The sequence below is a fragment of the Hyphomicrobium sp. genome (assembly GCF_041674905.1).
Lineage (GTDB): Bacteria > Pseudomonadota > Alphaproteobacteria > Rhizobiales > Hyphomicrobiaceae > Hyphomicrobium_B.
Genome location: NZ_JBAYUV010000003.1, coordinates 77,428 through 102,559, shown reverse-complemented (window position 1 = coordinate 102,559; position 25,132 = coordinate 77,428). Strand labels below are relative to the sequence as shown.

Sequence of the window (25,132 nt, the reverse complement as noted above, 5' to 3'; positions counted from 1 at the left end):
CGCGGCGGAGCATCGAGTCCGTTGGGAGGATAACGCATGTCTTTGGTTACACACGATATCAACGACGTCGAAAAGCGCATGCGCGCCTCGCTCGACGCACTGAAGCGAGAGTTTTCCGGGCTTCGGACCGGACGCGCAAGCGCCAACCTGCTCGATCCCGTTCACGTCATGGTCTACGGGGCCAGGATGCCGCTCAATCAGGTGGCCACCGTATCGGTGCCGGAACCTCGGATGATCTCGGTCCAGGTCTGGGATCGCAGCAACGTTACGGCCGTCGACAAGGGCATCCGGGAGGCCAATATCGGGCTCAACCCGATCATCGACGGACAGATCCTGCGTTTGCCCATCCCGACGCTGACGTCCGATCGCCGCCAGGAGCTTGTCAAACTCGCCCATAAATACGCCGAGCAGTCGAAAGTTGCGGTTCGTAACGTCCGTCGCGACGCCATGGACCTTTTGAAAAAGCTCGAAAAAGACGGCAAGATGAGCCAGGACGATCATCGCGGCCATACCGACAAGGTCCAGGAGCTGACAGACCGGATCATCAAGGAGGTTGACGCGATACTCGTCACGAAAGAGGCTGAAATTCAGAAAGTATAGGCGATCGAACGAGGGCGCCCGGGGGGCGCATCGATCTTTGGTTTGCGCCGTGCGGCGCTTCATTACAGAGGCCATGCCAGAGTGGCGGCAGCAGGGAAGCTATCCGATGATCAGATGCGCGCTCTGGCGCCGCCGCGCCACGTCGCGATTATCATGGACGGCAACGGACGCTGGGCGAAAGAGCGCGGGCTTCCGCGGACACTCGGTCATCGCCAGGGCGTTGAAGCGGTGCGCCGCGCCGTGCGCACCGCGATCGAACTCAAGATAACGTATCTCACCATCTTCAGCTTTTCGTCTGAGAACTGGAAGCGCCCGGCTGACGAAGTCGACGACTTGATGGGGCTGATGAAGCGCTTCATCCGGCGCGACCTCGTGGAACTGCACGAGGCAGGCGTCTGCATCCGGGTCATCGGGCAGCGCCAGCATGTCGACAGCGAGCTGACGAAGCTGATCGACGATGCCGTCGAGCTGACCAAGGGTAACAACCTGCTGACCCTCGTCATCGCGTTCAATTACGGCTCGCGAACCGAGATCGCAGGCGCGGCACGAAAGCTCGCCGCCGAGGTCGCAGCCGGCAAGCTCGATCCGTCCGCCATCACCGTCGAACGGATGGCCAACGCGCTCGATACGTCGGGCATACCCGATCCCGATCTCCTGATCCGGACGTCCGGCGAGATGCGGCTGTCGAATTTCCTGCTGTGGCAGACGGCATATTCCGAATTCGTATTTCTCGACTGCTATTGGCCGGACTTCGACAAGGCCGCGTTCGAGGGCGCGATCCACGAATTCCGCTCCCGCGAGCGCCGCTTCGGCGGCCTCACGCAACGCTCAACGGCGTGAGGCTCCACGATGGCCGCCGGTAAGCCTGAAGAGTTCTGGCGCGCGCTTCTCGACAGAGTTGGCTCTCTGCCACCCGAGCTTTCGAAACGCATTATATCCGGTGTCGCGATCGGCGCCGTCGCACTCGCGATGACGTATTGGAGCCCGGCGCTATTCACGATCCTGATGCTCGTCATCGCGGCCGCGATGAGCTGGGAGTGGGGCAGGATGGTCCGTGGAGCGGCGCTGAGCGATCCGGCGATGATCGTTCATATCCTTGCCGTGCTTCTCGCCGCCCTGTTGAGCGCAACCGACATGGCCGGCCTCGCCATCGCCTCGACGGTCATCGGCGCGATCGCAGTGGCGGCGTTGACGTTCGGCGTCGGCAACGCGCAGCTCTCGGGCGCGGGTGTTCTCTACGCCGGGCTTCCCGTCGTCGCGCTCGGGTGGATCAGAGGCGACGAGCCGCTCGGATTTCTCGCGACGCTATTCGTACTCCTGGCCGTCATCGTGACGGATATCGGCGCCTACGCGAGCGGCCGGACCATCGGCGGTCCGAAATTATGGCCCGCCGTGTCGCCCAACAAAACCTGGTCGGGACTCATTGGCGGGGTGCTTGCGGCATCGATCGCGGGCGGATTGTTCGCATGGCTTTCAGGCACGGGCTCGGCGTCGTGGCTCGCCGGCCTCGGGCTCGTTTTGGGGCTAGTCGCCCAGGGCGGCGATTTGGCGGAATCGGCGTTGAAGCGCCATTTTGGCCTGAAAGATAGCAGCAACCTGATCCCCGGCCATGGCGGTGTCATGGATCGGATGGACGGCATCGTCACTGCCAGCGTCATTGCTGCCATCGTCGCATTCGCGATCGATGCCTACGCGCCCGCGCGGGCGCTTCTTTATGGATCGTGATGCACATGGCAGTGACGGCAAGTGTTCCGAACAGAAATCTGAAACCGGCGTCGCCGATGGAATTCGACTGGACTGGGACGGCGCGCCCCTGCCGCTTGACCGTTCTCGGCGCGACCGGATCGGTCGGCACGAGTACGCTCGATCTCGTCGGCCGGACTCCTGAACGGTTCGAAGTCGTTGCGTTGACGGCGCAGTCGAATGCCCAGGCGCTCGCGGCACTGGCGCGCCAGCATCGCGCCAAGCTCGCGGTCATCGGCGACGAAAAATGTCTCCCCCAGCTTCGCGACGAACTGGCGGGCACCGGCATTCAAACCGCAGGCGGAAGTGATGCGCTCGTCGAAGCCGCGTTGATGCCCGCCGATTGCGTGATGGCGGCCATCGTCGGTGCGGCAGGGCTTCGTCCGACCTTTGCAGCTGCTTCGTGCGGCAAGCGCGTGGCGCTCGCCAACAAGGAATGCCTCGTCTCCGCCGGGCATGTCTTCACTGCCGAGATCAAGCGCAGCGGTGCCGAGCTTCTCCCTGTCGACAGCGAGCATTCAGCCGCGTTTCAGGCGTTGACCGGCGCCGAGCCGGGATCGATCGAGAAAATCGTTCTGACGGCCTCGGGCGGTCCCTTCCGCACTTGGACTCTCGAGGCGCTGGAACAAGCGACGCCCGAACAAGCCCTGAAGCATCCGAACTGGTCGATGGGTGCCAAGATCACGATCGACAGCGCGACCCTCATGAACAAGGGGCTCGAGTTGATCGAGGCCTTCCATCTCTTTCCGGTTTCGGTCGACGCCCTCGACTGCGTTGTGCATCCGCAGTCGGTCATCCATTGCCTCGTCAGCTATGTCGACGGGTCCGTGCTGGCGCAGCTGGCGGCTCCCGATATGCGCACGCCGATCGCGGTAGCGCTCGCCTGGCCTGGACGCATGGCGGCGCCGACCGAGCGGCTCGACCTCGCGAAACTTCAAACCCTGACGTTCGAAGCGCCCGACGAAACGCGTTTTCCGGCGCTCCGGGTCGCGCGCCAGGCATTGCGGCGAGGCGATACGGCGCCCGCCGTTCTCAACGCCGCGAACGAAATCGGCGTTCAGGCATTCTTGAACCGCAGGATCAAATTTTTGGAGATCGCCCGTCTGGTTGAAGAGACGCTCGATACCGCCGAGCGGCAGGGTGCCATCGCGACGGCGCACTGTCTCGACGACATCCTTTCCATCGATGAGTGTGCGCGTCGACTGGCAGAAGACGCACTCAATCGCTATTAAACACCTGAGCTTCGGCTTACTGCGCGCCGCTATACGGGCCGTGCTGCAACCCTAAAGGATTGCTATTCAATGGACTTCCTGGCGACTCTGGCCACATGGATCTGGCAGTACGGCATCATGTTCCTGCTCGTGCTGACGCTGGTCGTGTTCATTCACGAGCTTGGCCATTTCCTCGTGGCACGCTGGTGCGGCGTGACCGTCAAAGCCTTCTCGATCGGCTTTGGGCCTGAAATCTATGGCTTTTACGACAAGCACGGGACGCGCTGGCGGTTCGCGTGGATACCGCTGGGCGGCTACGTCAAGTTCATCGACGACGATAACGCGTCCTCGCAGGGCTCCGTCGCGACCAAGGGGCTGACCGCCTCCGAGCGCGCGGGTGCGTTTCATTCCAAGTCCGTTTCGGCGCGCGCCGCCGTCGTTGCCGCCGGTCCGATCGCGAATTTCATTCTGGCGTCGGTGCTCTACGCGGCGCTGAATGTGACAGTCGGCATTCGCATCCTGCCCGCGCTTGTCGACGGGGTGGTGCCCAATTCACCGGCCGCTCAGGCCGGTTTCCAGCCGGGCGACCAGGTCGTCGCGATCAACGACACCAGGATCGAAAAATTTGAGGATTTGCAGCGCATCGTCGGCTCGAGCGCGGGCGAGCCGCTGGCCTTCACGGTCGAGCGCAACGGCGAAAAACTGACGCTCAACGCGACGCCGAATGTGGATGAGCAGCGTGACGCATTTGGCCGCACCTTCCGCCGCGGACTGATCGGCATCCAGCGCACGCTCTCGGTCGATAAGGTTCGCACCGTCGACGTCAGCCTGCCGAAGGCGGTTCTGCTCGGCGTGGGTGAAACCTACAGCAATATCACCCAGACCGTCGCCGGCCTCTGGGATATCATCACGCGCCGGCAGTCCGCCGAGCAGATGGGCGGCCCGATCATGATGGCCGAGGTAACGGCGAAAGTCGCCGAACTCGGCTGGGAGCCCATGCTGCGCTGGATCGCGTTCATCTCAGCGAACATCGGATTCCTGAACCTGCTTCCGATTCCCGTCCTCGATGGCGGCCATCTTTTGTTCTACGCCTACGAGGCGGTGCGCCGGAAACCGGCGAGCGAACGCATGCAGCAGATGGGATTCCAGGTCGGCCTGGCGGTGCTGATGATGTTGGTCGTTTTCGTGAATTTCAACGACATTATGAACGTTTGGAGGCGCATCACGGGGACCGGCTAAGCCTAAGCAGAATCATGGGGGAGTGACGTAAACTTACAACTTTGCGGGTCCCTTCTGAATCGTTAAAAGCGGTATGGTGCGCAGGAGGTTACGACTTCGAATCGGGGGGTCCGAAAAGAGGGTCGACACTTGCTGCGGATAAACGACCGAGAATCAGGCAATAAGAACACGTCAAAAAATAAGAAAAAAACATTCTAGACGACGCATGAGTGTGACGCTGCCGCCGACAGCGCGCATGTGAATCTGGGGGTCGGCGGCACACGGGGGCTAATCCGCGTATGCAGAGAATTCAGGTCATTATGGCGGGCTTGCGCCTCTTGTTGGCGCTTGCATTTGTCTCGCCGGTGATCGCGATGGGAGACGCCACCTGGGGGTCGGGTGCAGCGTTTGCTCAGGGCGTCATTCGCAATATCGAGGTCGTCGGCAGCCGACGCGTCGAGCCCGAAACCGTGCGCTCCTACCTGCAGTTCAACGTGGGTGACGGCTACAGCGCCGCCAAGGTCGACGCGTCGATCAAGGCGTTGTTCGCGACCGGTCTGTTCGCTGACGTTTCGATTCAGCCCAAGGGCTCGACGATCGTCGTCTCGGTCAAGGAAAACCCGATCATCAATCAGGTTGCCTTCGAGGGGAACAGCGAAGTCGACACCGCGACGCTGTCGGGCGAAGTGCAGCTCAAGGCACGTTCCGTCTTCACGCGCGCCAAGGCTCAGGCCGATGTGCAGCGCATCCTCGACGTCTACCGCCGCCAGGGTCTCTTTGCCGCGAGCGTCGAGCCGAAACTCATTCAGCTCGAAGAAAGCCGCGTGAACCTCGTGTTCGAGATCACCGAAGGCTCGGCGACGAAAGTCAAAGGCATCAACTTCGTCGGCAACCACGCATTCAGCGACAGCCAGCTGCGCGATGTCATCTCGACGACGCAGGTCGGCTGGTTCGACTTCCTCAAGGGAACGTCGATCTACGATCCCGACCGCATGAACCTCGACCGGGAACTGATCCGCCAGTATTACCTCAAGAACGGCTACGCGGATGCCTCGGTCACGGCCGCGAACGCCGAAATCGATCCGGACGGTTCCGGCTTCCTCATCACCTTCGCCGTTGACGAAGGCCCGCTCTATAATTTCGGCGCCATTGGCATCGAAAGCTCGCTTCCCGACGTGCGGGCTGACGATTATCGCAGCCAGCTTCTGACGAATTCGGGTGAGGTCTACGACGCTTCCGAAATCGACAAGACGAGTGAAAAGCTGACGCTCGCCGTCGCCGACGCCGGATACGCATTTGCTCGCGTCCGTCCGCGCGCCACGCCCGATGTCGCCAATCACACGATCTCGATCTCCTACATCATCGACGAAGGTCCGCGCATTTATATCGAGCGTATCAACGTCATCGGCAACACGCGCACCAAGGACTTCGTGATCCGTCGCGAATTCCGCTTGGCGGAAGGCGACGCCTTCAACTCGCTGATGGTCGATCGCGCCAAAAAGCGCCTGAAGGCCCTGGGCATCTTCAAGGACGTCGACATCAAGCGTCGTCCGGGCTCCGCGCCGGATCGCGTCGTGCTCGACGTCATGGTTCAGGAACAGTCGACGGGTGAACTTTCGTTCGGTGCCGGTTACTCGACCAACGAAGGTGTCATCGGCGACGTGTCGATCACGGAACGCAACCTGTTCGGCAACGGCCAGTATCTGCGCTTGGGTCTTGCAGGCTCCTTCGAACGTATGCAGGTCGACCTGTCGTTCACGGAACCGCGCTTCCTCGACCGCAACCTGTCGGCCGGTTTCGACCTCTTCTACAAACAGCTCGATTATCAGGACTCGTCGGGCTTCGATCAGCGCAAGGCAGGCGGTCAGGTTCGTCTTGGCTTCCCGATTGCCGAGAACCTGTGGATGCAGACGAGCTACGGCCTGTCGCGTGACGAGATCTTTAACGTTGCTTCGAATGCGTCCGTCGCGATCAAGGAAGCTTGCGGAGCCTCAAATCTATTGGACGATACTCGTCCGAACTGCCGAAATGCGGGCTATTGGACATCGCTCGTCGGCACGACGCTCACCTACGACAAGCGCAACAACGCCCAGAACCCGACCAGCGGCTACTTCCTGCAGGCTGGCACCGACTTCGCCGGTCTCGGCGGCGATGCTCAGTACTGGCGCGTCAACGCTGAAGCGCGCGCTTACTATCCGATTACGGAAAAGATCACGTTCGTTGGTCGCGCCATCGGCGGTACGATCCAAGGCTGGGGTGGCGAGGACGTCCGTTTGCTCGACTCGTTCTTCAAGGGCGGAGAAACGGTTCGCGGCTTCGATCGCGCCGGTTACGGTCCGCGCGACTTGAGTTCGTCGAATAAAGATGCGCTCGGCGGCCAGACCTACTGGGCGACGACGGCCGAAATTCGCTTCCCGCTGCCCTACGTTCCGGAAGATCTGGGCCTCAGCGGCGCGGTCTTCGCAGATGCTGGTTCATTGTTTGGCGCGACAGGCGGCGTCGAAAAGGCGCTCAATGCTCCGGGCTGCATGGAAAACGGCAAGCCTTGCGACCTCGCCGACAGCAGCGCCATCCGCTCATCGGTCGGCGCCAGCTTGATGTGGAACTCGCCGGTCGGTCCGATTCGCATGGACTTCGCGAAAGTCCTGACGAAAGAGAAGTACGACGAGACGCAGTTCTTCCGCTTCGGCGCGTCGAGCCGCTTCTAGCAAGCGTCCGGGCGGCGGCAAATCGCCCGGAATTGCTGCGTTGGTCCTAAGCATAGGCGTCGCGCGATTGATTTGGACACGCCGGGGGCTTGCCAACGCCCCCGGCGTCGTTCATTCAACCGCCTTAATCACCCAACCCTGATTCAACCACACAGTGCCGAAGCATCGGCGGGCCGGAGGCGGCAAGATGGAGCATCCCGGGTTTTTCGAGCGGGCCGGGCCTTATACTCTATTCGAGGTCGCGCAAGCTGCGGGCGCCGAGCTGCCGGACAGCGCCGATCCGGCGATGCCGATCGAGGACGTGCGGCCGCTCGCGGAAGCCACCCGCGCCCACATTTCGTTTATCGATAACAAGAAATATCTGGGCCAGCTCGACCTGACGGCAGCCGGCGCCTGCCTCGTCGCGCCGCCGCTCGCGGGCCGTATTCCAGCGGGCACAGTCGGCGTCGTCACCCGCCAGCCCTACCACGGCTTCGCGCGGGCCCTGGCGCTGTTTTACCCCTCCGCGATGCAGCCGATGGTGGCGACGCCCGGCGCTCAGCCCGTGGACCCGACTGCACGCCTCGAGGACGGCGTGGTGATCGAGCCGGGAGCCGTCATCGGCCGTGAGGTGCAGATCGGGGCAGGGACGCGGATTGCCGCTGGAGCCGTTGTCGGAGCCCGCGTGACCATCGGCCGGAATTGCTACATCGGGGCGCTCGCGACCGTCACCCATGCCCTTGTCGGTGATCGCGTGATTATCCATTCCGGCGTCCGGATCGGCCAGGACGGCTTCGGATTTGCTATGGGTCCGGGAGGCCACCTCAAGGTGCCGCAGATCGGCCGCGTCATCATCCAGGACGATGTCGAGATCGGCGCCAATACAACAATAGATCGCGGTGCGCTGAAGGACACCATGATCGGCGAAGGCACCAAAATTGATAATCTCGTGCAGATCGGGCACAACGTCATCGTCGGCCGCCACTGTGTGATCGTGGCGATGTGCGGCATCTCGGGTTCGACGGAGCTTGGCGACTATGTCGTCATGGGCGGCCAATCCGGGACGGTCGGACACATCAAGATCGGCACAGGCGCGCAGATCGGCGGTTCGTCCCACCCGGCCCATGACGTTCCGCCCGGTGCCAAATATTTCGGTACCCCGGCCAAGCCTTTGCGCGAAAGCGCGCGGGAGCAGGCGCTCATTAAGCGTCTCGTCGCGCGCGACAAGAACAACTATGACGACGGGCCGAAGGGCTCAAGTGAAGATTGAGCGATGTCGCGTTCGCGCTCCGCCGATGATCTGGAGTTGAAGATTATGGACGATACGAAAACGGCTGGCAAAAAGCTCGGCACTGCGGATATCGCAACCGTGATGAAACTGCTGCCGCACCGCTATCCGTTTTTGCTGGTCGACCGCATGTACGACATGGACCGGGACGAGAGCTGCGTCGGCGTCAAGAACGTCACGATCAATGAGCCGTTCTTTCAAGGTCATTTCCCGCAGTTTCCCGTCATGCCGGGCGTGCTAATCATCGAAGGTCTGGCACAGACGGCGGGCGCGCTCTGCGTCTCCAACGTCGGCGAAGACTACCACGCCGAGCTGGTCTACTTCATGGGCATCGACAATGCCAAGTTCAGGAAGCCCGTGCTGCCGGGCGACCAGATCCACTATCACGTCAAGAAGGTGCGCAATCGCGGGCGCGTCTGGCGCTTCCGTGGCGAAGCGAAGGTGAACGGGCAGGTCGTGGCGGAAGCCGAGATCAGCGCCATGCTCGCCGACAGCGCCGATGCTCGCGCCTTTGCGAGCAAAAATGGCTGAAGCTGACGTTCACCCGACCGCCATCGTCGAGGACGGCGCGCGGCTTGGCCCCGGCGTCAAGGTCGGACCCTTCTGCATCGTCGGCGCACATGCGAGCCTCGGCGAAGGCGTCGAGCTTGTGAGCCACGTCGTCGTCGCGGGGATGACGGACATCGGCGCGCGCACGCGGATTTTTCCATTCGCCTCGATCGGCCATCAGCCGCAGGATCTGAAATACAAGGGGGAGCCGTGCTCGCTCTCCGTCGGCGCCGATTGCCTGATCCGCGAAGGCGTCACGATGAACCCCGGCACCGAAGGCGGCGGCTCGGTGACGACGGTCGGCGATAGCTGCGCGTTCCTGGCGAATAGCCACGTCGGCCACGATTGCCGCGTCGGCAACGGCGTCATCTTTTCCAACAACGTCATGCTGGCGGGCCATTGCACGGTCGGCGACTATGCGATCATTGGCGGCGGCGCGGCCGTCATCCAGTTCGCGCGCGTCGGACACCACGCTTTCGTCGGCGGCATGTCGGGTCTTGAGAACGATCTCATTCCCTACGGCATGGCGCTCGGCAATCGCGCTTATCTTTCAGGGCTGAATATCGTCGGTCTGCAGCGTCGCGGATTTTCGCGCTCCGACATTCACGACTTGCGCCGCGCCTACCGACTGCTCTTTGCTGCGGAAGGCACGCTGAGCGAGCGCATGGAGGATGTCGCCGAGGAGTTCGCCGGCCATGCGTCCGTCGAGGAAATTCTCGCCTTCATCCGCGAGGGCGGCAAACGCTCGCTGTGCACGCCGAAGAACGGCGCGGAAAGCTGAGGTCCGGCCATGACGGGGCCGGCGGATCGCATCGGGATTATCGCGGGTTCCGGATCGCTGCCGCGCGAGGTCGCGGAAAGTATCCTCCAGCGCGGCGGTAGCGTTCACGTCGTGATGGTCAGCGGCGCGGCCGATGCCTCGCTGGCGATGTTTCCGCATACGGTCGTCAACTGGGCGCAACCCGGCCGCGCGACGGCGGCGCTCAAGGCTGCGGGCGTTCGCGACGTCGTCATGCTCGGCGGCTTCCAGCGACCGGATTTCCGCACCGCGCGTCCCGACCTTGCATTCTTCCAGGTTCTACCCTCGGTGCTACGCTTTCTGAAAGCGGGCGGCGACGATGCTCTTCTGCGCGGGCTCGTTGCCATGTTCGAACGGCGCGGCCTCAACATCGTCGGCGTTCGCGATGTCGCGAGCGATTTGACCGTTCGCGACGGCGTGCTGACGGGGCCATCGCTGTCCGCCCAAAATACAGCCGACGCCGAAATGGGATTTGCGCTGATCGCGGCGCTCGGACGTTACGACATCGGACAGGCGGCGGTGATCGCTAACGGTCGCGTCGAAGCCATCGAAGGCGCGGAAGGAACGGACCGCATGCTGACGCGCGTTGCCGAGGTTCGCCGTGCGGCCGGTGCGCATGAGCGTGGCGGCGTTCTCGTGAAGCGTCCAAAGCCCGGGCAGGATCTTCGCGTTGATCTGCCGGCGATCGGGCCGAACACGATCGACAATATCGCGGCAACTGGCCTCGCTGGCGTCGCCGTGATGGCCGGGCATGTGCTCGCGGCCGAGCGGGAGCGGATGATCGCGTTGGCCGAGGCGTGTGGCGTGTTCGTCGCCGGAATTCCGCAAGCTTCGGATGATCGCGCACAGTCCAAAGACGCAGAGGTCGGCGCGCTCGGCTGGCTCGGTTCCGTGGCGATCGAGGCACGCGCGATGGCCGACATTCGCCGCGCAGCCGGAATCCTCGCGGCGTGCTCCAGGTTCGAAACCGGCACAGCCGCCGTCATCGATCGCGGACGTGTCCTTGCCGTTGGCACATCTGAAACGCCGCTCAAAGTCGTCGAGCGAGCCGCGAGCCTTCGCAAGGGCGACCGCCGCCGAGGCGTCATCGTCATCGCGCCGTCACAGACGCTCGACGAAGCGCTGCTACGCACGGCCGAGACGCACAAGTTTGCAGGTGTGGCGAAATTGAGAGACGCGATGAGCACCGCCATCGATGGTTCGATCGTGCGGCTGGCGGATAGCCTTGGCCTGTTCATCGGCGAGGCAGGAGAACCTTCGCATGGCTGATGCTCCAAAAGTCATGCGTAACGATAAAGAGCTGCGGCTTTTCCTGGTCGCGGGTGAGCATTCGGGCGATGCGCTGGGCGGCAAGCTAATCGCGGCGCTCCGACAGCGCTACGACGGCACGCTGACCCTCGCCGGTGTCGGCGGCGAGGAGATGGCGCATCAAGCCTTCGCGTCGCTGTTCCCAATCGAGGACGTCGCCGTGATGGGGCCGATGTCGATCCTGCCGCGCTTGCCGCGCATCATGCGGCGCGTCTATCAGACCGTTGACGCGGCGCTAGCATTCAAGCCGGATGCCGTGGTCATCATCGATAGTCCCGAATTCACGCATCCGATCGCGAAACGCATTCGCAAGCGCGCGCCAAATATTCCGATCATCGATTACGTCAGCCCGAGCGTGTGGGCGTGGCGTCCGGGACGCGCCAAGCGTATGCGCCGCTACGTCGATCACATCCTGGCGCTGCTGCCGTTTGAACCCGACGCACACGCGCGGCTCGGCGGCCCGGCCTGCACCTATGTCGGCCATCCGCTGATCGAGAAGCTCGACGAGATCGAAAGCACCGACGGAGCAGCGCTTTCAAGGCGGCTCGGCCTCGCTTCGGAAAAACCCGTGCTGCTCGTGCTGCCCGGTAGCCGCACATCCGAGGTCACGCGGCTGATCGATGTCTTCGGCGAAGCCGTGGCGCGCGTTTCGAAGCAACGCCCGGTCGAGGTCGTCATTCCTGCAGTCCGTCATGTGCGCGACCTCATCGTGACGAAGACCGCAACGTGGACGCCGCAGCCCCATGTCGTCGATGCTGCAACGGACGAAAAATACGCGGCGATGCGGCTCGCGCGCGCGGCGCTCGCGGCCTCGGGCACGGTTACGCTGGAACTGGCGCTGGCTCAGACGCCGAGCGTCGTCGCCTACCGCGTCGACAAACTGATGGCCAATCTCCGCTTCCTGCTCAAGGTGCCGAGCGTCGTGCTGGCGAACCTCGTCCTCGGCAAGAATGTCTATCCGGAATATCTGCAGGAAGCGTGCACGCCCGAAGCGTTGGCTGACGCCATCCTGCCCTTGCTCGACGACACGGCCGAACGCCGAGCGCAGATTCAGGTCCTTGCCGGGACGCCGGAGAAGCTTCGTCTTGCTTCATCCAGCCCCAGCATGGCCGCAGCGGATACTGTTCTTTCGGTGATCTCCGCTCAGGCGGGAGCGGGGAATTCGCGGCGCGGCGGTCCGATGTAGAGCTGGCGCGGACGTCCGATGCGCTGCTCCGGATCCTCGATCATCTCTTTCCACTGCGCGATCCAGCCGACGGTGCGCGCGACCGCGAACAACACCGTGAACAGTTCGACCGGGAAGCCCATCGCGCGCAGCGTGATGCCCGAATAGAAATCGATATTGGGGTAAAGCTTCTTCTCGATGAAATACTCGTCCTGAAGCGCGATGCGTTCGAGCTCGAGAGCGATCTTCAAAAGCGGATCGTTGCCATGGCCGAGGGCGTCGAGCACCTCGTGGCAGGTCTTCTGCATCACCTTGGCACGCGGATCGTAGTTCTTGTAGACGCGATGCCCGAAGCCCATCAGCCGGAAACCGGAATTCTTGTCTTTCGCCTTCTTGACGAACTCCGGAATGCGATCGACGGAGCCGATCTCTTTCAGCATGTTGAGCGCGGCTTCATTGGCGCCGCCGTGGGCCGGTCCCCAGAGACACGCGATGCCGGACGCAATACACGCGAACGGATTGGCGCCTGACGAGCCCGCAAGACGCACCGTCGAGGTCGACGCGTTCTGCTCGTGGTCGGCGTGCAGAATGAAAATGCGGTCGAGCGCGCGCGAGATGATCGGGTTGACGACATACGGCTCGCACGGCACCGCGAAGCACATCTGCAGGAAGTTCGACGTGTAGTCGAGATCGTTGCGCGGATAGATGAAGGGCTGACCCATCGCGTATTTGTAGGTCATCGCCGCGATCGTCGGCATCTTCGCAATCATGCGATGGCTGGCGATCTCGCGCTGCACGGGGTCGGAGATGTCGGTTGAGTCGTGATAAAACGACGACAGCGCCCCGACGGTGCCGACCATGACGGACATCGGATGCGAGTCGCGCCGGTAGCCCGTGAAAAAGCGGGTCATCTGCTCGTGCACCATCGTGTGGCTGGTGATGGTGCGGCGGAAGTTGATGAACTCCGCGTTGTTCGGCAGCTCTCCGTAGAGCAGGAGGTAGCACACCGCGAGGAAGTTCGTGTTCTCGGCGAGCTGGTCGATCGGGTAGCCGCGATAAAGCAGCTCTCCCTTGTCGCCATCGATATAGGTGATGGAGCTCTTGCAATTCGCGGTCGACGTGAAGCCTGGATCGTATGTGAAGCAACCGGTCTGCTTGAAAAGATTGCCGACGTCGACAACGTCCGGCCCGATCGAGCCGGTGCGAACGGCGAGTTCGACCTGCTTGTTGTCGACCGTCAGGGTCGCGTTCGGCTTGCCGGGGCCTTCACCGCCCTTTGCCGCGTTGCTGTCATGGATGTTCATGGTTTGCCACCTCGCCCGAGGATCAATGGCCGCCACAGCCGAGAAAGCTTATACCGATTTCTTCGTCCGCAACGGCTCGCAGTGAACGGCTGGAAGCTCCAGCTTCCGTCGCCGAAAAAGCGATTGCACTGCGAAGGGTTTAGCGGTCTTTTTGCGGTGCGGCAACCGACCTCATTCAGCAACAGCATTGTGCATTAGTCATACATCTGCCGCGTCGGAAATCCGGGCAAGAACCTCGTCACGGCCAAGAAGTTCCAGAACATCGAAGACGGGCGGAGAAACAGCGCGCCCGGTGAGCGCCGCGCGCAAAGGTTGCGCGATGCTGCCGAGCTTCGCGCCCGTTGCTTCTGCGTGCGCTTTAATCGCGGCTTCCAAAGCCGGAGCCTTCCATTCGTTTTCCGGAATGGCGGCAAGAATTTTTAGAACCACCGCGTTCGAGGCGCGACCGTCCGTGTTCAGCAGTTTCGCCGCCTTATCCTCAAACCTGATCGGGCGCTCGGCGACGATGAACAGCGCGCCGGCAACAAGCTCGGTCAGCGTTTTCGAGCGCTCCTTCAATGCCGGTATGGCGCGAAGGAAGATATCCCATCCTTTCGCTGCGAATAAATGCGCAAGATCCGTGCCGCTCACAACGGCTGGAAGCTGGCGCAGCACTTCACGCGCCAGCGCGATGTCGGAGCGTGGCGGCGCCTTGGGATCGATCGCGATTTCACTCAGCGATTTGAAATCGAGATGCGGCAGCATTTCGCGAACCTGGCGAGCCAGATCGTTGTCGGATGCGGCGCGAATGTAATGTCCGTTGAGGTCGTCGAGCTTCTTGAAGTCGAGTCGCGCCGGTGCCTTGTTGATCCCATCGATGTCGAACCAGCGGATGAGATCGTCCGTCGGCATGATCTCGTCGTCGCCGTGGCTCCATCCGAGTCGCACGAGATAATTGCGCAACGCTTCGGGCAGATAACCCATCGCGCGGAATTCCTCGACGCCCTGCGCGCCATGGCGCTTCGAAAGCTTCGCGCCGTCCGCTCCGTGGATCAGCGGCACGTGCGCGAACTCCGGAACGGCCCAGCCCATGCCTTGATAAATCTGCGTTTGGCGCGCCGCATTGGTCAGGTGGTCGGCGCCGCGCACGACATGCGTGATGCCCATGTCATGATCGTCGACGACGACGGCGAGATTGTAGGTCGGGTTTCCATCCGAGCGCACGATGATGAGATCGTCGAGATCCTTGTTCGGAAATACGACATGGCCCTGGACGTGATCCTCGACGATGGTTTCGCCATCGCGCGGAGCCTTGAGACGCACGACCGGCTTCACATCCTTCGGCGCGTCCTTGGGATCGTGGTCGCGCCACGGCGACAGAAAGATCAGCGGGCGGCCCTCGGCTTTGGCTTTCTCGCGCGCGGCGTCGATCTCGGCGGGCGAGGCGTAGCAGTGATAGGCGGCACCGCGCTTCAAGAGTTCTGCGGCGACGTCGCGGTGCCGGTCGGCGCGTGCGAACTGCGAGACGGCTTCTCCGTCCCACGTGAGCCCCAGCCATGCTAAGCCGTCGAGAATGGCGGTGACGGCCTGCTCGTTGTTGCGTTCGCGGTCCGTGTCCTCGATGCGCAGGAGGAATTTGCCGTTCCGTCCTCGTGCATAAAGCCAGTTGAACAGCGCCGTGCGCGCCCCGCCGATGTGCAGATATCCGGTTGGGGAGGGCGCAAATCGAACGACGGGCGCACTGGAAGTCGCGGTCTCAGTCATTGGACCTTTTCGCTTATCGGCCTTGAGGGAATGAAGCTCCGCTCGTAGCATGGCGACCTCGACAAGTTAAGGGGGCGGGGAACCTCCCACCATTCGCATTCGGTCCCGGATTCGGTCCCAGACATGTCCGTCAACGCGGGCGACCTCGATGCTGCGCTGATTGCCGCGCCCTCGCACGGGACGCGTAGCCTTGCGCTCGCGCTCGAAAGGGAACGGGAGCAGTTCTTTCTCTGGTCGCCGGTCTGCTTTGGCATAGGCATCGCCGCTTATTTCGCATTGCCCATCGAGCCGCGGCTCATCGTGGCATTCGTTCCGCTGGCTCTCGCGCTCATTTTGCGGATGGCGTCGACACGCGGTTCGCTACCGTCGGCCGTACTCGCCGGTTTGTTGCTTGCGGGTCTCGGATTTGCCGACGCGAAGCTGCGCGTCGAAACGGTTCGCGCGCCGGTGCTGGCGAAGACACTGCGCAATGCCGAGATCACCGGAACCGTGACGCTCGTCGAGGTTAAGTATCCGCGCGGCCAGCGGTTGACCATCGCGTCTCCGACGATTGCGGGGCTCGCGCCCGAAGCGACACCGGCGGTCGTCCGTGTTCGGACGATGTCGTCGCAGTCAAGGGCTAAGCCCGGCGACCGCGTGCGCTTGAAAGCGAACTTGTCGCCGCCCGCGAAGCCTGCGTTGCCGGGAGGTTTCGATTATGCGCGCACCGCCTGGTTCGATCAGGTCGGCGCGGTCGGCTATGCCTTTGCGCCGCCCGCGATCGAGGAGCATGTCGATGGCGGCACGCTCACGGCCCGATACCGGCGCGGCATCGAAGCGTTCCGCCAACTGATCGCATCGCGCATTCGCGCCGTGCTGCCCGATGAAACGGGCGAGATCGCGTTGGCATTGATTACGGGCGAACGCGGCGGCATCAGCGCCGCGACGAACAACGCATTCAAGAATTCTGGCCTCTTTCACATCTTGTCGATCTCGGGCCTGCACATGGTCATCATGGCGGGCGCTGTCTTTTATTCGGCGCGATTGCTCCTTGCTGCCGTTCCATTTTTTGCGCTCAGGCTGCCGATCAAAAAAATCGCCGCCGCGATCGGAATCCTCGGCGCGCTCGGCTATCTCGCAATTTCCGGCGGCGCGTTTGCGACGGTCCGTTCGGCGCTGATGATCGTCATCATCTTCGGCGCGGTTCTCATCGATCGGCCGGCGCTGGCTCTCAGAAACGTCGCGCTCGCCGCATTTCTGATCCTGGCGATCTTTCCTGAAAGCTTGCTCGATGCGGGATTTCAGATGTCGTTTGCGGCCGTGACGGCGCTGATCGCGGCGCACGAGCTGCTGGTTCGCGTTCTCGGGACGAACCAGCAGCCGCATCCACTTACCCGCGTCGCAAAGTTCTTTGGCGAGATCATCGCCTCGACGCTGATCGCCAGCGTCGCCGTCGCGCCGTTCGCCGCCTACAACTTCCACCAGAGCCAGCAGTATGCGGTGCTGGCGAACATGATCGCCATTCCGATCTGCAATATCGTCGTGATGCCGGCGGCGCTCGGAGCCATGATCCTGATGCCGCTCGGGCTCGAGTGGATCGCGCTGAAGCCGATGGGCTGGGGCATCGAAGGCATGGCATGGTGCGCGAACATTGTCGGCGCGCTGCCCGGTGCCGTCGGTCATTTACCTGAAATTCCGACGATCGCATTCGCGCTGATGCTCGCCGGAGGGATGTGGCTGGTGCTCTGGCGGACTCGCATCCGGCTCGTGGGTGCCGCTCTTGTCCTTCTCGGTCTCGTCGCGACGCCCTGGATGCCGAGGCCGGACGTGCTTGTCGCGCAGAAGGGCAGCCTGGTCGCGGTCAGGGATGCGTCTGGCAAATTTTCCTCTCTCCCCGCGCATGGCGCGAAGTACGATCTGGAGCGCTGGCTCGAGTATGACGGCGATGGGCGGACGGCGCGGGATGCGCAGGCGGGCGGTGCGTTCAGTTGCGATGCGGTCGGATGCATCGCGCACGTCAAGGGCGCCACCGTCGCCGTCGCGCGCCATCCGGCGGCCGTGGCGGACGACTGCCTCAACGCCGATATCCTGATCCTGGACGAGCCGAAGCCATCGGACTGTGCGGTCCCCAGCACCGTGATCGACGTCTTCGATCGCTGGCGCAACGGCGCTTATGCGCTGTATCTCAGCCGGGACGAGAGCAGCCCCGAGCCGCGTGTTCGCTTCGAGACGGTTGCTGCGCATCGCGGCGAAAGGCCGTGGAGCCTTCTTCCGCAGCGCAAGACATCGAACGCGGCAGCCGGAGGCACAGCAGACTCATCGGCGGCACTACCGAAGCCACGCATTCTCAATGCGCCGGGAACGTCCGCCGCTAAGGCTGGCGATCAGCCGATGCAAAGCGCCAGATCCGAACCGCCGGAGCGTAGGGCATTGCTCGACGACGACCCCGGAGAGTTGGTCGAGATGGACGAGGGGCCGGACCGTCCGGACCCTCAGTAGCGCCGCAGCAATCCGACGAGACGGCCCTGGATATCGATCTGGTCGGGCCCGAAGATACGCGTTTTGAATTCGGGATTGGCGGCCTCGAGCGCGATCGTCGAGCCCTTTTTGCGGAGTCGCTTCAACGTCGCTTCCTCGCCTTCGACGAGGGCCACGATGATGTCGCCGTTCTCCGCCGTATTGCAGCGGCGTATGATGACCGTGTCGCCGTCGTGAATGCCGGCCTCGATCATCGAATCGCCTTTGACTTCAAGGGCGAAGTGTTCGCCGTTCGTCAGGATGTCGGGGGAGACGGCGATGTCATGTGTGTGATTCTGAATGGCGCTGATCGGCGTGCCGGCGGCGATGCGGCCCATAACAGGCACGGAAACGGTACGGGCATCGATGACGTGCGAAGGCGGTGGCGTGACGTTCGGCTTAGGGCCGGTTCCCGCGATGATGCTCGGCTGGAATCCGCGCTGGGGTGCGGCGGCTGCTGCGGCCGAGGCGCCGACGCCCTGGTTTTCCGGAAGCTTGATCACCTCGATCGCTCGCGCGCGGTGCGGCAGACGGCGAATGAAGCCGCGCTCGACCAGAGCGGTGATCAGCCGGTGAATGCCGGATTTGGAACGGAGATCGAGGGCATCCTTCATTTCATCGAAGGACGGCGGCACGCCGCGCTCCTGCATGCGCCCGTGAATGAAGAGCAGCAGGTCTTTTTGTTTTTCCGTCAGCATTGCTTTTGTCTCGCGCCCCCTTGGCTGTCGTTCGGCTGGCAGTCATTTGGCTGGCAGTCGTTTGGCGAAAGCATGCGTGGCGCGAACGCTGCCAATCGGCATGACTTTGCGGAACCGTCCAAGGCTGCCTGCCAAGTACAAATCGTGTATGTACGCTACACGTTCTCGTCTCGTTCCGCAAGCACTACCCCGAGACATGCCTCCGGCCATCCGGCGAATGCGTCTTACTTGCTGATTTCCTTGACGCCGAGCGGCGTCAGACCGTGGCCGCCTTCGGGACTTTCGACGATCCAGCCCTCTTGCCGCGCGAATGCGAGAATCGCGGGAAGATTCTGCGCGGGAAGAACCTCGCCGGACGACTCGCCTACTCCATAAAGCGCCTTGAGGTAATGCCGCGCCTGCTTCTCGATATCGTCCATGTCACGCGTGATCCTAAAGCTCGTTGTGCGTCTAACGCCTGAAACAGGCGAACAGTTCGTCAGGCTCGCTCGCACCAAAACGCGCTCAATATGCGATGCATCGCTTCAGCCACATGACGCCGGCGTGCTTCGCCCTGAGGCACGACCAATAAGAACCAGATTTCAGTTCGATCACGGCGAGAGAATCGTCGAGGTCGATCATCTTTTGCAATTCATCGCGGATTTGCGGCGCCGACTTCGGCGAGGTCAGGACCCACAAGGCGTCCAGCAGCCGGGCCGCGCCCATTCCCTCGAGTTTCGCCCGGATATGCGGGCTGTGGCGCGAATCGCGGATTTCAAAGCTGATCGCGTAATGGGCCATCAGATCTCCAACATCGATAAAATAACGTCTTGGCGCTGCGGGCGGGCCGAAACCAACGTTTCGACGCAGGGCAAAGCACCACTTAATCCGTTGGATTTCGCGCGCAGGTCAAGAACCGAGAGACTTACGGGCGCTTGCGAGGCCTCAGCGGTGTGGAAAATCGACGGATCGAGCTTTTCCGGAGGTTCTTACGCCGAGGGAGCTCCGCATTTCTGCCGTTCACGCGGGATAGTCATCGACTCATGCGAGGCGTATTTTCACAAATTGTGATCGGGGTCATCGTGACCGTCATCGGCACGGTGATCGCCAATGCCGTCGTCGGAAACGGCCGCTACCACCTCATGCCGGGCAGCCATTATTCCGGCAGCCGGCGATGAGTGCTGAACGGCGGCGACGCTCAGTTATTTTCGCGGCCCGCGTCAGACCGCATCCTCGTGAAAAAAGGCGGCCGCGAGGGTCGCCTTTTTTCGTTTTGAGGGGATCGGAAAATGAACGGTCAGGCAATCAACTTTCAAGTTGCCAGACGCCCGTCGGCAGTCGGCAAGCGACGATCTCTGTGCGCTTGGTGACGTCGAGGCTGCTCAGCACAACGACGGCGTAGCGACAGACCGAACCATTGGCAGCCTTGAATGACGAGACCGGTCTGACGATGCCGGACAGGCGGCCGTGATTGCGGTGCCAGATGTAGCTTGAACCATCTGCGATCTCGGTCAGCGCCAATTGCACGCTTTCGAGCGCCGCGATCTCGTCGCCTTCATTGAGGCTCGGTGGTTCGATGGCGACTGGCTTCAGATCGCTGTCGGTGCCTTTGAGGCAGAGACAGTCAGCGGCTGCGGCGCCGTCGCGCGCATGCGCGAATTCGGGAACGAAGAAAAGTGTTGTAATGAGCGCGAAGGCCGTCAGGCCGACTGCGGCAAAGGGGAAAAGAGACGCATTGTCCGACATGACGCTACTTTCTACGCGACGAAAACATTCGAACCGCCATACAAGGCGATAAGGCAATTTTGCCCGTCTATGGTTAAAGGGTCCTGAAGGGACGGCTCTCCTCGACTCATGCCAATCCAGGACCGCACGGAAAAACAACCCTTGAGCATGCAACATGAGTGAAGCGACGAACATTCCCGCCAGCGGCGGCACACCGGATTTCAGCGCGGCGGATGAGCCGTTCGCGCTTTTTCACGCCTGGATGTCGGAGGCCGAGAAATCCGAGATCAGCGATCCCAATGCCATGTCTGTCGCGACCGTCGATCCATCCGGATTGCCGAATGTGCGCACGCTTCTGCTGAAGGGTGTGGACGACGCTTCGAGCCCGGAGCGCGGCTTCGTTTTCTACACGAATTTCGAAAGCGCGAAGGGGCAGGAGCTGCTCGCCAATCCCAAGGTTGGATTGCTATTTTACTGGAAGTCGCTCGAACGCCAGGTGCGCATCCGCGGCACCGTCTCGCTCGCATCGCATGACGAGGCGGACGCCTATTACGCCTCGCGGCCGGCCCAGAGCCGCATCGGCGCCTGGGCGTCGCAGCAGTCGCGGCCGCTCTCCTCGCGCGACGTGTTCGAGGCCAAGATCCAGCATTACGAGAAAAAGTTTGCCGACGGCGCCATCCCGCGACCGTCCTATTGGTCCGGCTTTCGCGTCGTCCCGACAGAGATCGAGTTCTGGGCGGCCCGGCCGTTCCGCCTGCACGACAGGATCGTTTTTCGCCGCGACGCGCCGCACGATTCCTGGCACAAGACACGCCTCTATCCTTAAGTAAGGCAGCTCGGCGCCGCCAAATTCGGATATCTTAAAAAGGCGCCAGTTATGGCGCCCAGTTATGGCGCAAAGACCGGTCGGGGAATTTCGGAAACGGCAAGCGAGATGACGCCGGGCATGGCGACAAATGACGGCATAGGGGTCCAGCGCGCGGCCAAGCGGCTGCGGGATCGTCGGCGTTCCTCGCGCATCTACTATGCCGGCGGACAGCCGCCGTCGTTTCTCGCGAAGTGGACGAGCCGGCTCGCGGTCTTCGCCGCCATTGCGGCGCTGGTGACGGCCGTTCTGCACCGCCTGCACATGCTGCCGACATCCGTTGCGGCGACCATCGCGGTCACCGTCATCGCGGGCGCGATATTGGCACTTGTCATGGCCACCGTCGCCGGTCTCGACATCTGGTTTACGGGGCGTCAGGGCGCGGCGCGCGTTCTATGCGGCTCGGTGGTGGCGCTGACGCTGCTCGCGATACCTGCGGGAACCTGGGTTTTGAGCCTTGGATGGCCGCGGATCGACGACGTGTCGACGGATCTCGTCGAGCCGCCGGACTTCACGGAAGCCAAGGACGAGCGCGCCCCGGACGCGAACTCCGTCGAGTATCCGGGAGAACGCTTCGCGACCATACAGCGAGCGAGCTATCCCGATCTCAAAAGCCTCGTCTTGCCGCGAACGGCCGACGACGCCTACGAGCTTGTGCTGCAGGCGCTTGCAAAGCTCAAATACAAGACCACGCTCGAACTGCCGCCGGAAAATGACGAGAGCTCTCCGGGGTTCATCGAGCTTTCCGATCACTCGCTCGTCCTCGGGCTTGTCGATGACGTCGTTATCCGCGTGCTCGCCGAGGACCAGTCGGCGCGCGTCGATGTCCGCTCCGCGTCACGCTACGGTCAGGCGGACTTCGGACGCAATGCCGAGCGTGTGCGGGTGATTTTGAAAGAGGTCGCGGCCCGCTTCGAAGCTTCGGTTCCGAATGTTGATAGCCAGCAGGCCGCCAGGAAAGATAGCAACGTTATGCTCAAACCCGCGAAAGTGCGCGGTCCGGCGTCAAAGGCAAATCGGCGGCGACCTGACCTTTCTCGATCAGATATTCGACGTGGGCTTGGACGGAAAGCATCGCCGCAGGGATCATATGCGGGGCGAGTCCCCGGTAGACCTCAGGAACGATTTGACGAATAGACGTCGTTTCCTTGCCGAGCGCCTCGAGGATTGATTTTTCCCGCCAGTTCCTATGCAGCAGATAGGCTTTGACGGTGCGCTGCGGCTCATGAATGCGGCCGCCATGGCCTGGCAGAAAAACATCGTCGCGGCGATCGAGTAGAATTTCGAGAGACGCAACGTAATCGGCCATGCGACCTTCAGGCGGCGCGATGACCGTCGTATTCCAAGCCATGACGTGATCGCCGGAGAAGAGCAGCGGCCGCCCGGCGAGCGCCAGGCACAAATGGTCCGGCGCGTGACCCGGCGTGTGAATGGCCGTCAGCGCCCAATCCTCACCTTCGATCGTACCGCCGCCGTAAAGCGCCAGATCGGGCTGGAAATCATAGTCGACGAAGAGCTTGCCTGACGGGCTGTCCTGTAAGGCGATGTGCCCGGCTGCCGGATCGCGCGGGTAGGCGGCAACGAGCGCGCCTGTCGCCGCCTTGAGCTTGGCGATGCCGTCGACATGGTCGCGGTGCGCGTGCGTCGACAGAATATGCGTGATGGGACGCGACCCGGCGGCACTCAGAATGGCCTCGCGATGTACGGCATCGTCCGGCCCGGGATCGATGACGGCCAGTGATGTCGAGCCGACGAGATATGTGTTCGTACCCTTGAACGTGAAAGGTCCGGGGTTGTTGGCGACGATCCGCACGACGCCCGGCCCCATCGGCGAAGCGGCGCCGTATGCGAACGCCATGTCGATATTGAACTTGAGAGGGTCCAAGCCGCGCCAGCCTCCTGAGCTTGTTCGCCGACGATCTTCGGCCGGTGTACGGTCGCAAAGCTCGGTCGAAGCGGACAGCTCGACGCTCTTCGGTTCCGGCCAAAAGGCCTATCAAAACGGGAACAGGTTGCAAGCGGCGCAACGGTTGGCATCGCGGCGGCGATGAGCGGATTTTGTAGATCCGGAATGCTAAGTCGGGTCGGTTTCGTGCAGCTTTTGTGCTTCCCGCTGCGCCAGGCTGCTGATCGCGCGGACATGCGCCTGCTCGATGAAGGCCGCCCGCTCAAGCAAGAAGCGGTAAGCAGGATCGTCTTGTTTCAGGGGCTGGTTGAAGTGCAGACCGGCCTTATGCCAGACCAGCCAGGCAATCGTTCCCTCGACGCTGACGTCCGGCGTGAACGAGACCGTCAGGCGGTCGCCCGCCGCCAGGCCCGTCACCTTGTCGATTCTCAATCCGGCACTTGAAAAATCGACGACCTCGATGGCGCGCGCGATACCATGACATTCCGCGATGGCATTGAACTGGACGCTGCGCCGTTTGTCCTTCCGCCGCAGAAATTGGGCTGAAAATCGGCCTGACATGCTTGAGTCGTGCATTGGCATCCCCGAGTTCAGTCATCCAACGGGCGGGCAACTGAATAACCTATATAATTATAAAGTGCTATTTTTGAGTTAAAACCTAGGCCCGTTATGCCGAAACCAACTTGAGTTTGGAATTATAACTAGTAATTATGTGTTAATTCTTTCGATTCGTGGGAGGTTTAAATGCGATCCGAACTTGAGGCTGTGCTTGAGGCTTATCGGCAGGATGCGGCGCTCGAAGAGCAACTGATCCAGGACATTCTGACGGTGCTCGCCGTTACCGGCGCGGCGCGCAAGCGTACGATTCAGGAGATTTCACAAGTCGTCAATCGCCATACCGTGAAACTCGCGGAGGAGCGTGATTTCCGGCAAAGCTCCGATGAGATTGCCCGCTACGACTTTCAGCAACCTATCCGGCAAATGTAACGCCGTCTTGTGGCAGGCAATGCTTAGCGTCGGTCGCGCCTTTGATTGGAGTGGCGACCGCCTGCGTGTGCTCACCTCGCAAAATCTGGGAGCGGCACCGTGCGATCAAACTATCTTGTGCGGATTTCTGGCATCTGCGCCGACATAGCGACAAAACTGATGGTCGATGCGCCTCGCGAGGAAAAAGCAAGCGGTCAATTGCGGATCGTTTCGCGAGGCGGTGAAAATTCTCAGGCATTCCGGGCGAATTCCGCTCCATCGTGGCAGCCGAGAACCGTGCGAGACAATGCCCAGCAGGCTTGGACCGGCGACGAGGATACGCACGCGGACTTTGATGGAGCCGACATGGAAGAGTCGGTCTCTGAAGAGACAACCGATGTCTTTCGATTTGCGGCATTCGTAAAGGATCTCGATTCTCTGCGGCGGCGAATGCTCGGCGTTTCCTTTTGCGATCATGTTTGGGATATCTCGCGCGAGATCGCGGACGGAACGGAAAACAGCGACCAGCTTGGTTCGGAGCAGACGTCTGATAGCGAGCAGGCGATGAGATCTGTTCGTGACGCAATTACCAGCGCCGTCCTGCTGTTGCCTCATCACGGCGCCGACACGCGGCGCGCGCGATAGAACTCCATTTCAAGTCCATTACGGCGACTTAGATGCCGGCATTCGTGCGGCGGCGCGTTTTGCGACGTGGCTCCTGCTCATCACCTCTTCTTTGCAATTTTATCGAGGGGATGCGTTTCGGCGCGTTGCGCGGCCAAAGTGTAGATATTTAGCATCACACAATCGAATATTCGACCTGAGCCGTCTCAATTTTGTTAAAAACAGCGCCCTTTCTATGTCGCTAGTTCTTTTACAGGA

At 62.0% G+C, this 25,132-nt stretch carries 24 protein-coding genes and 1 pseudogene; 17 read left to right on the top strand and 8 right to left on the bottom strand.

All coding sequences use genetic code 11. The annotated features are described in order from the left end of the window. The first annotated feature begins 36 nt into the window (after nt 1-36). The 11 genes from frr to lpxB all read left to right on the top strand — a co-directional run bounded on the left by frr (nt 37) and on the right by lpxB (nt 12,589). Nucleotides 37-600, top strand: a complete 564-nt coding sequence (frr, locus tag WC026_RS02220; RefSeq protein ID WP_372709169.1) for a ribosome recycling factor — start codon at nt 37-39, stop codon at nt 598-600. A gap of 114 nt (nt 601-714) precedes the next feature. Then, complete coding sequence (locus tag WC026_RS02215) at nt 715-1,440, top strand: isoprenyl transferase (RefSeq protein ID WP_372709219.1); 726 nt, start codon at nt 715-717, stop codon at nt 1,438-1,440. Nucleotides 1,441-1,449: 9 nt separating this feature from the next. Next, complete coding sequence (locus WC026_RS02210; protein ID WP_372709168.1) at nt 1,450-2,325, top strand: phosphatidate cytidylyltransferase; 876 nt, start codon at nt 1,450-1,452, stop codon at nt 2,323-2,325. A 56-nt stretch (nt 2,326-2,381) separates the two neighbouring features. Next, the gene (locus WC026_RS02205) at nt 2,382-3,575 is read left to right on the top strand and encodes a 1-deoxy-D-xylulose-5-phosphate reductoisomerase (protein ID WP_372709218.1); all 1,194 of its coding nucleotides are present in this window, start codon (nt 2,382-2,384) and stop codon (nt 3,573-3,575) included. A gap of 69 nt (nt 3,576-3,644) precedes the next feature. Further along, the gene (gene rseP, locus WC026_RS02200) at nt 3,645-4,793 is read left to right on the top strand and encodes an RIP metalloprotease RseP (RefSeq protein ID WP_372709167.1); all 1,149 of its coding nucleotides are present in this window, start codon (nt 3,645-3,647) and stop codon (nt 4,791-4,793) included. Between the two features lie 278 nt (nt 4,794-5,071). After that, entirely contained in the window at nt 5,072-7,480 is a 2,409-nt protein-coding gene (gene bamA, locus WC026_RS02195) for an outer membrane protein assembly factor BamA (protein WP_372709166.1), read from the top strand. A 187-nt stretch (nt 7,481-7,667) separates the two neighbouring features. After that, complete coding sequence (gene lpxD, locus WC026_RS02190; RefSeq protein ID WP_372709165.1) at nt 7,668-8,729, top strand: UDP-3-O-(3-hydroxymyristoyl)glucosamine N-acyltransferase; 1,062 nt, start codon at nt 7,668-7,670, stop codon at nt 8,727-8,729. Nucleotides 8,730-8,774: 45 nt separating this feature from the next. Continuing rightward, on the top strand, nt 8,775-9,278 hold the full coding sequence (gene fabZ, locus WC026_RS02185) for a 3-hydroxyacyl-ACP dehydratase FabZ (protein WP_372709217.1): 504 nt from the start codon (nt 8,775-8,777) through the stop codon (nt 9,276-9,278). Next, complete coding sequence (gene lpxA, locus WC026_RS02180; RefSeq protein ID WP_372709164.1) at nt 9,271-10,077, top strand: acyl-ACP--UDP-N-acetylglucosamine O-acyltransferase; 807 nt, start codon at nt 9,271-9,273, stop codon at nt 10,075-10,077. Before fabZ ends, lpxA begins: the two co-directional genes overlap by 8 nt. A 9-nt stretch (nt 10,078-10,086) precedes the next feature. After that, on the top strand, nt 10,087-11,364 hold the full coding sequence (locus WC026_RS02175) for an LpxI family protein (protein ID WP_372709163.1): 1,278 nt from the start codon (nt 10,087-10,089) through the stop codon (nt 11,362-11,364). Beyond that, nucleotides 11,357-12,589: a lipid-A-disaccharide synthase gene (lpxB, locus tag WC026_RS02170; RefSeq protein WP_372709162.1), complete on the top strand. Its 1,233-nt coding sequence runs from the start codon at nt 11,357-11,359 to the stop codon at nt 12,587-12,589. The genes WC026_RS02175 and lpxB overlap by 8 nt, the downstream gene beginning before the upstream one ends. Here lpxB and gltA read toward each other — a convergent pair. Both gltA and gltX read right to left on the bottom strand, forming a co-directional pair. After that, nucleotides 12,547-13,872 carry a citrate synthase gene (gene gltA, locus WC026_RS02165; RefSeq protein WP_372709161.1) on the bottom strand — a complete coding sequence of 442 codons (1,326 nt, stop codon included), beginning with the start codon at nt 13,870-13,872 and terminating at the stop codon, nt 12,547-12,549. The genes lpxB and gltA overlap by 43 nt on opposite strands. A 198-nt stretch (nt 13,873-14,070) precedes the next feature. After that, the gene (gltX, locus tag WC026_RS02160) at nt 14,071-15,615 is read right to left on the bottom strand and encodes a glutamate--tRNA ligase (RefSeq protein ID WP_372709160.1); all 1,545 of its coding nucleotides are present in this window, start codon (nt 15,613-15,615) and stop codon (nt 14,071-14,073) included. 123 nt (nt 15,616-15,738) lie between these two features. On the opposite strand from gltX, the gene WC026_RS02155 reads away from it, so the two are divergent. Further along, on the top strand, nt 15,739-18,093 hold the full coding sequence (locus WC026_RS02155) for a ComEC/Rec2 family competence protein (RefSeq protein WP_372709159.1): 2,355 nt from the start codon (nt 15,739-15,741) through the stop codon (nt 18,091-18,093). Here the strand turns inward: WC026_RS02155 and lexA are convergent. The 3 genes from lexA to WC026_RS02140 form a co-directional block, all read right to left on the bottom strand. Next, entirely contained in the window at nt 18,087-18,809 is a 723-nt protein-coding gene (gene lexA, locus WC026_RS02150; protein WP_372709158.1) for a transcriptional repressor LexA, read from the bottom strand. The genes WC026_RS02155 and lexA overlap by 7 nt on opposite strands. Nucleotides 18,810-19,033: 224 nt before the next feature. Continuing rightward, nucleotides 19,034-19,228, bottom strand: a complete 195-nt coding sequence (locus WC026_RS02145; RefSeq protein ID WP_372709157.1) for a hypothetical protein — start codon at nt 19,226-19,228, stop codon at nt 19,034-19,036. 85 nt (nt 19,229-19,313) lie between these two features. After that, nucleotides 19,314-19,589: a SinR gene (locus WC026_RS02140; RefSeq protein WP_372709156.1), complete on the bottom strand. Its 276-nt coding sequence runs from the start codon at nt 19,587-19,589 to the stop codon at nt 19,314-19,316. 242 nt (nt 19,590-19,831) lie between these two features. On the opposite strand from WC026_RS02140, the gene WC026_RS02135 reads away from it, so the two are divergent. Further along, entirely contained in the window at nt 19,832-19,966 is a 135-nt protein-coding gene (locus tag WC026_RS02135; RefSeq protein WP_372709155.1) for a hypothetical protein, read from the top strand. A gap of 127 nt (nt 19,967-20,093) precedes the next feature. Here the strand turns inward: WC026_RS02135 and WC026_RS02130 are convergent, their stop codons facing one another. Next, entirely contained in the window at nt 20,094-20,534 is a 441-nt protein-coding gene (locus tag WC026_RS02130; protein WP_372709154.1) for a hypothetical protein, read from the bottom strand. A 154-nt stretch (nt 20,535-20,688) separates the two neighbouring features. Between WC026_RS02130 and pdxH the strand changes: the two genes are divergently transcribed. Next, the gene (pdxH, locus tag WC026_RS02125; protein ID WP_372709153.1) at nt 20,689-21,339 is read left to right on the top strand and encodes a pyridoxamine 5'-phosphate oxidase; all 651 of its coding nucleotides are present in this window, start codon (nt 20,689-20,691) and stop codon (nt 21,337-21,339) included. 51 nt (nt 21,340-21,390) lie between these two features. Continuing rightward, a pseudogene (locus WC026_RS02120) lies at nt 21,391-22,266 on the top strand (DUF1499 domain-containing protein); the annotation flags it as partial. 88 nt (nt 22,267-22,354) lie between these two features. Here WC026_RS02120 and WC026_RS02115 read toward each other — a convergent pair. Then, complete coding sequence (locus WC026_RS02115) at nt 22,355-23,263, bottom strand: MBL fold metallo-hydrolase (protein ID WP_372709152.1); 909 nt, start codon at nt 23,261-23,263, stop codon at nt 22,355-22,357. A 189-nt stretch (nt 23,264-23,452) separates the two neighbouring features. After that, complete coding sequence (locus WC026_RS02110; RefSeq protein WP_372709151.1) at nt 23,453-23,860, bottom strand: PilZ domain-containing protein; 408 nt, start codon at nt 23,858-23,860, stop codon at nt 23,453-23,455. A gap of 168 nt (nt 23,861-24,028) precedes the next feature. Here WC026_RS02110 and WC026_RS02105 point away from each other — a divergent pair, with 168 nt between their 5' ends. After that, nucleotides 24,029-24,271: a hypothetical protein gene (locus WC026_RS02105; protein WP_372709150.1), complete on the top strand. Its 243-nt coding sequence runs from the start codon at nt 24,029-24,031 to the stop codon at nt 24,269-24,271. Nucleotides 24,272-24,547: 276 nt separating this feature from the next. Then, nucleotides 24,548-24,895, top strand: a complete 348-nt coding sequence (locus WC026_RS02100; protein WP_372709149.1) for a hypothetical protein — start codon at nt 24,548-24,550, stop codon at nt 24,893-24,895. Nucleotides 24,896-25,132: the final 237 nt, after the last annotated feature.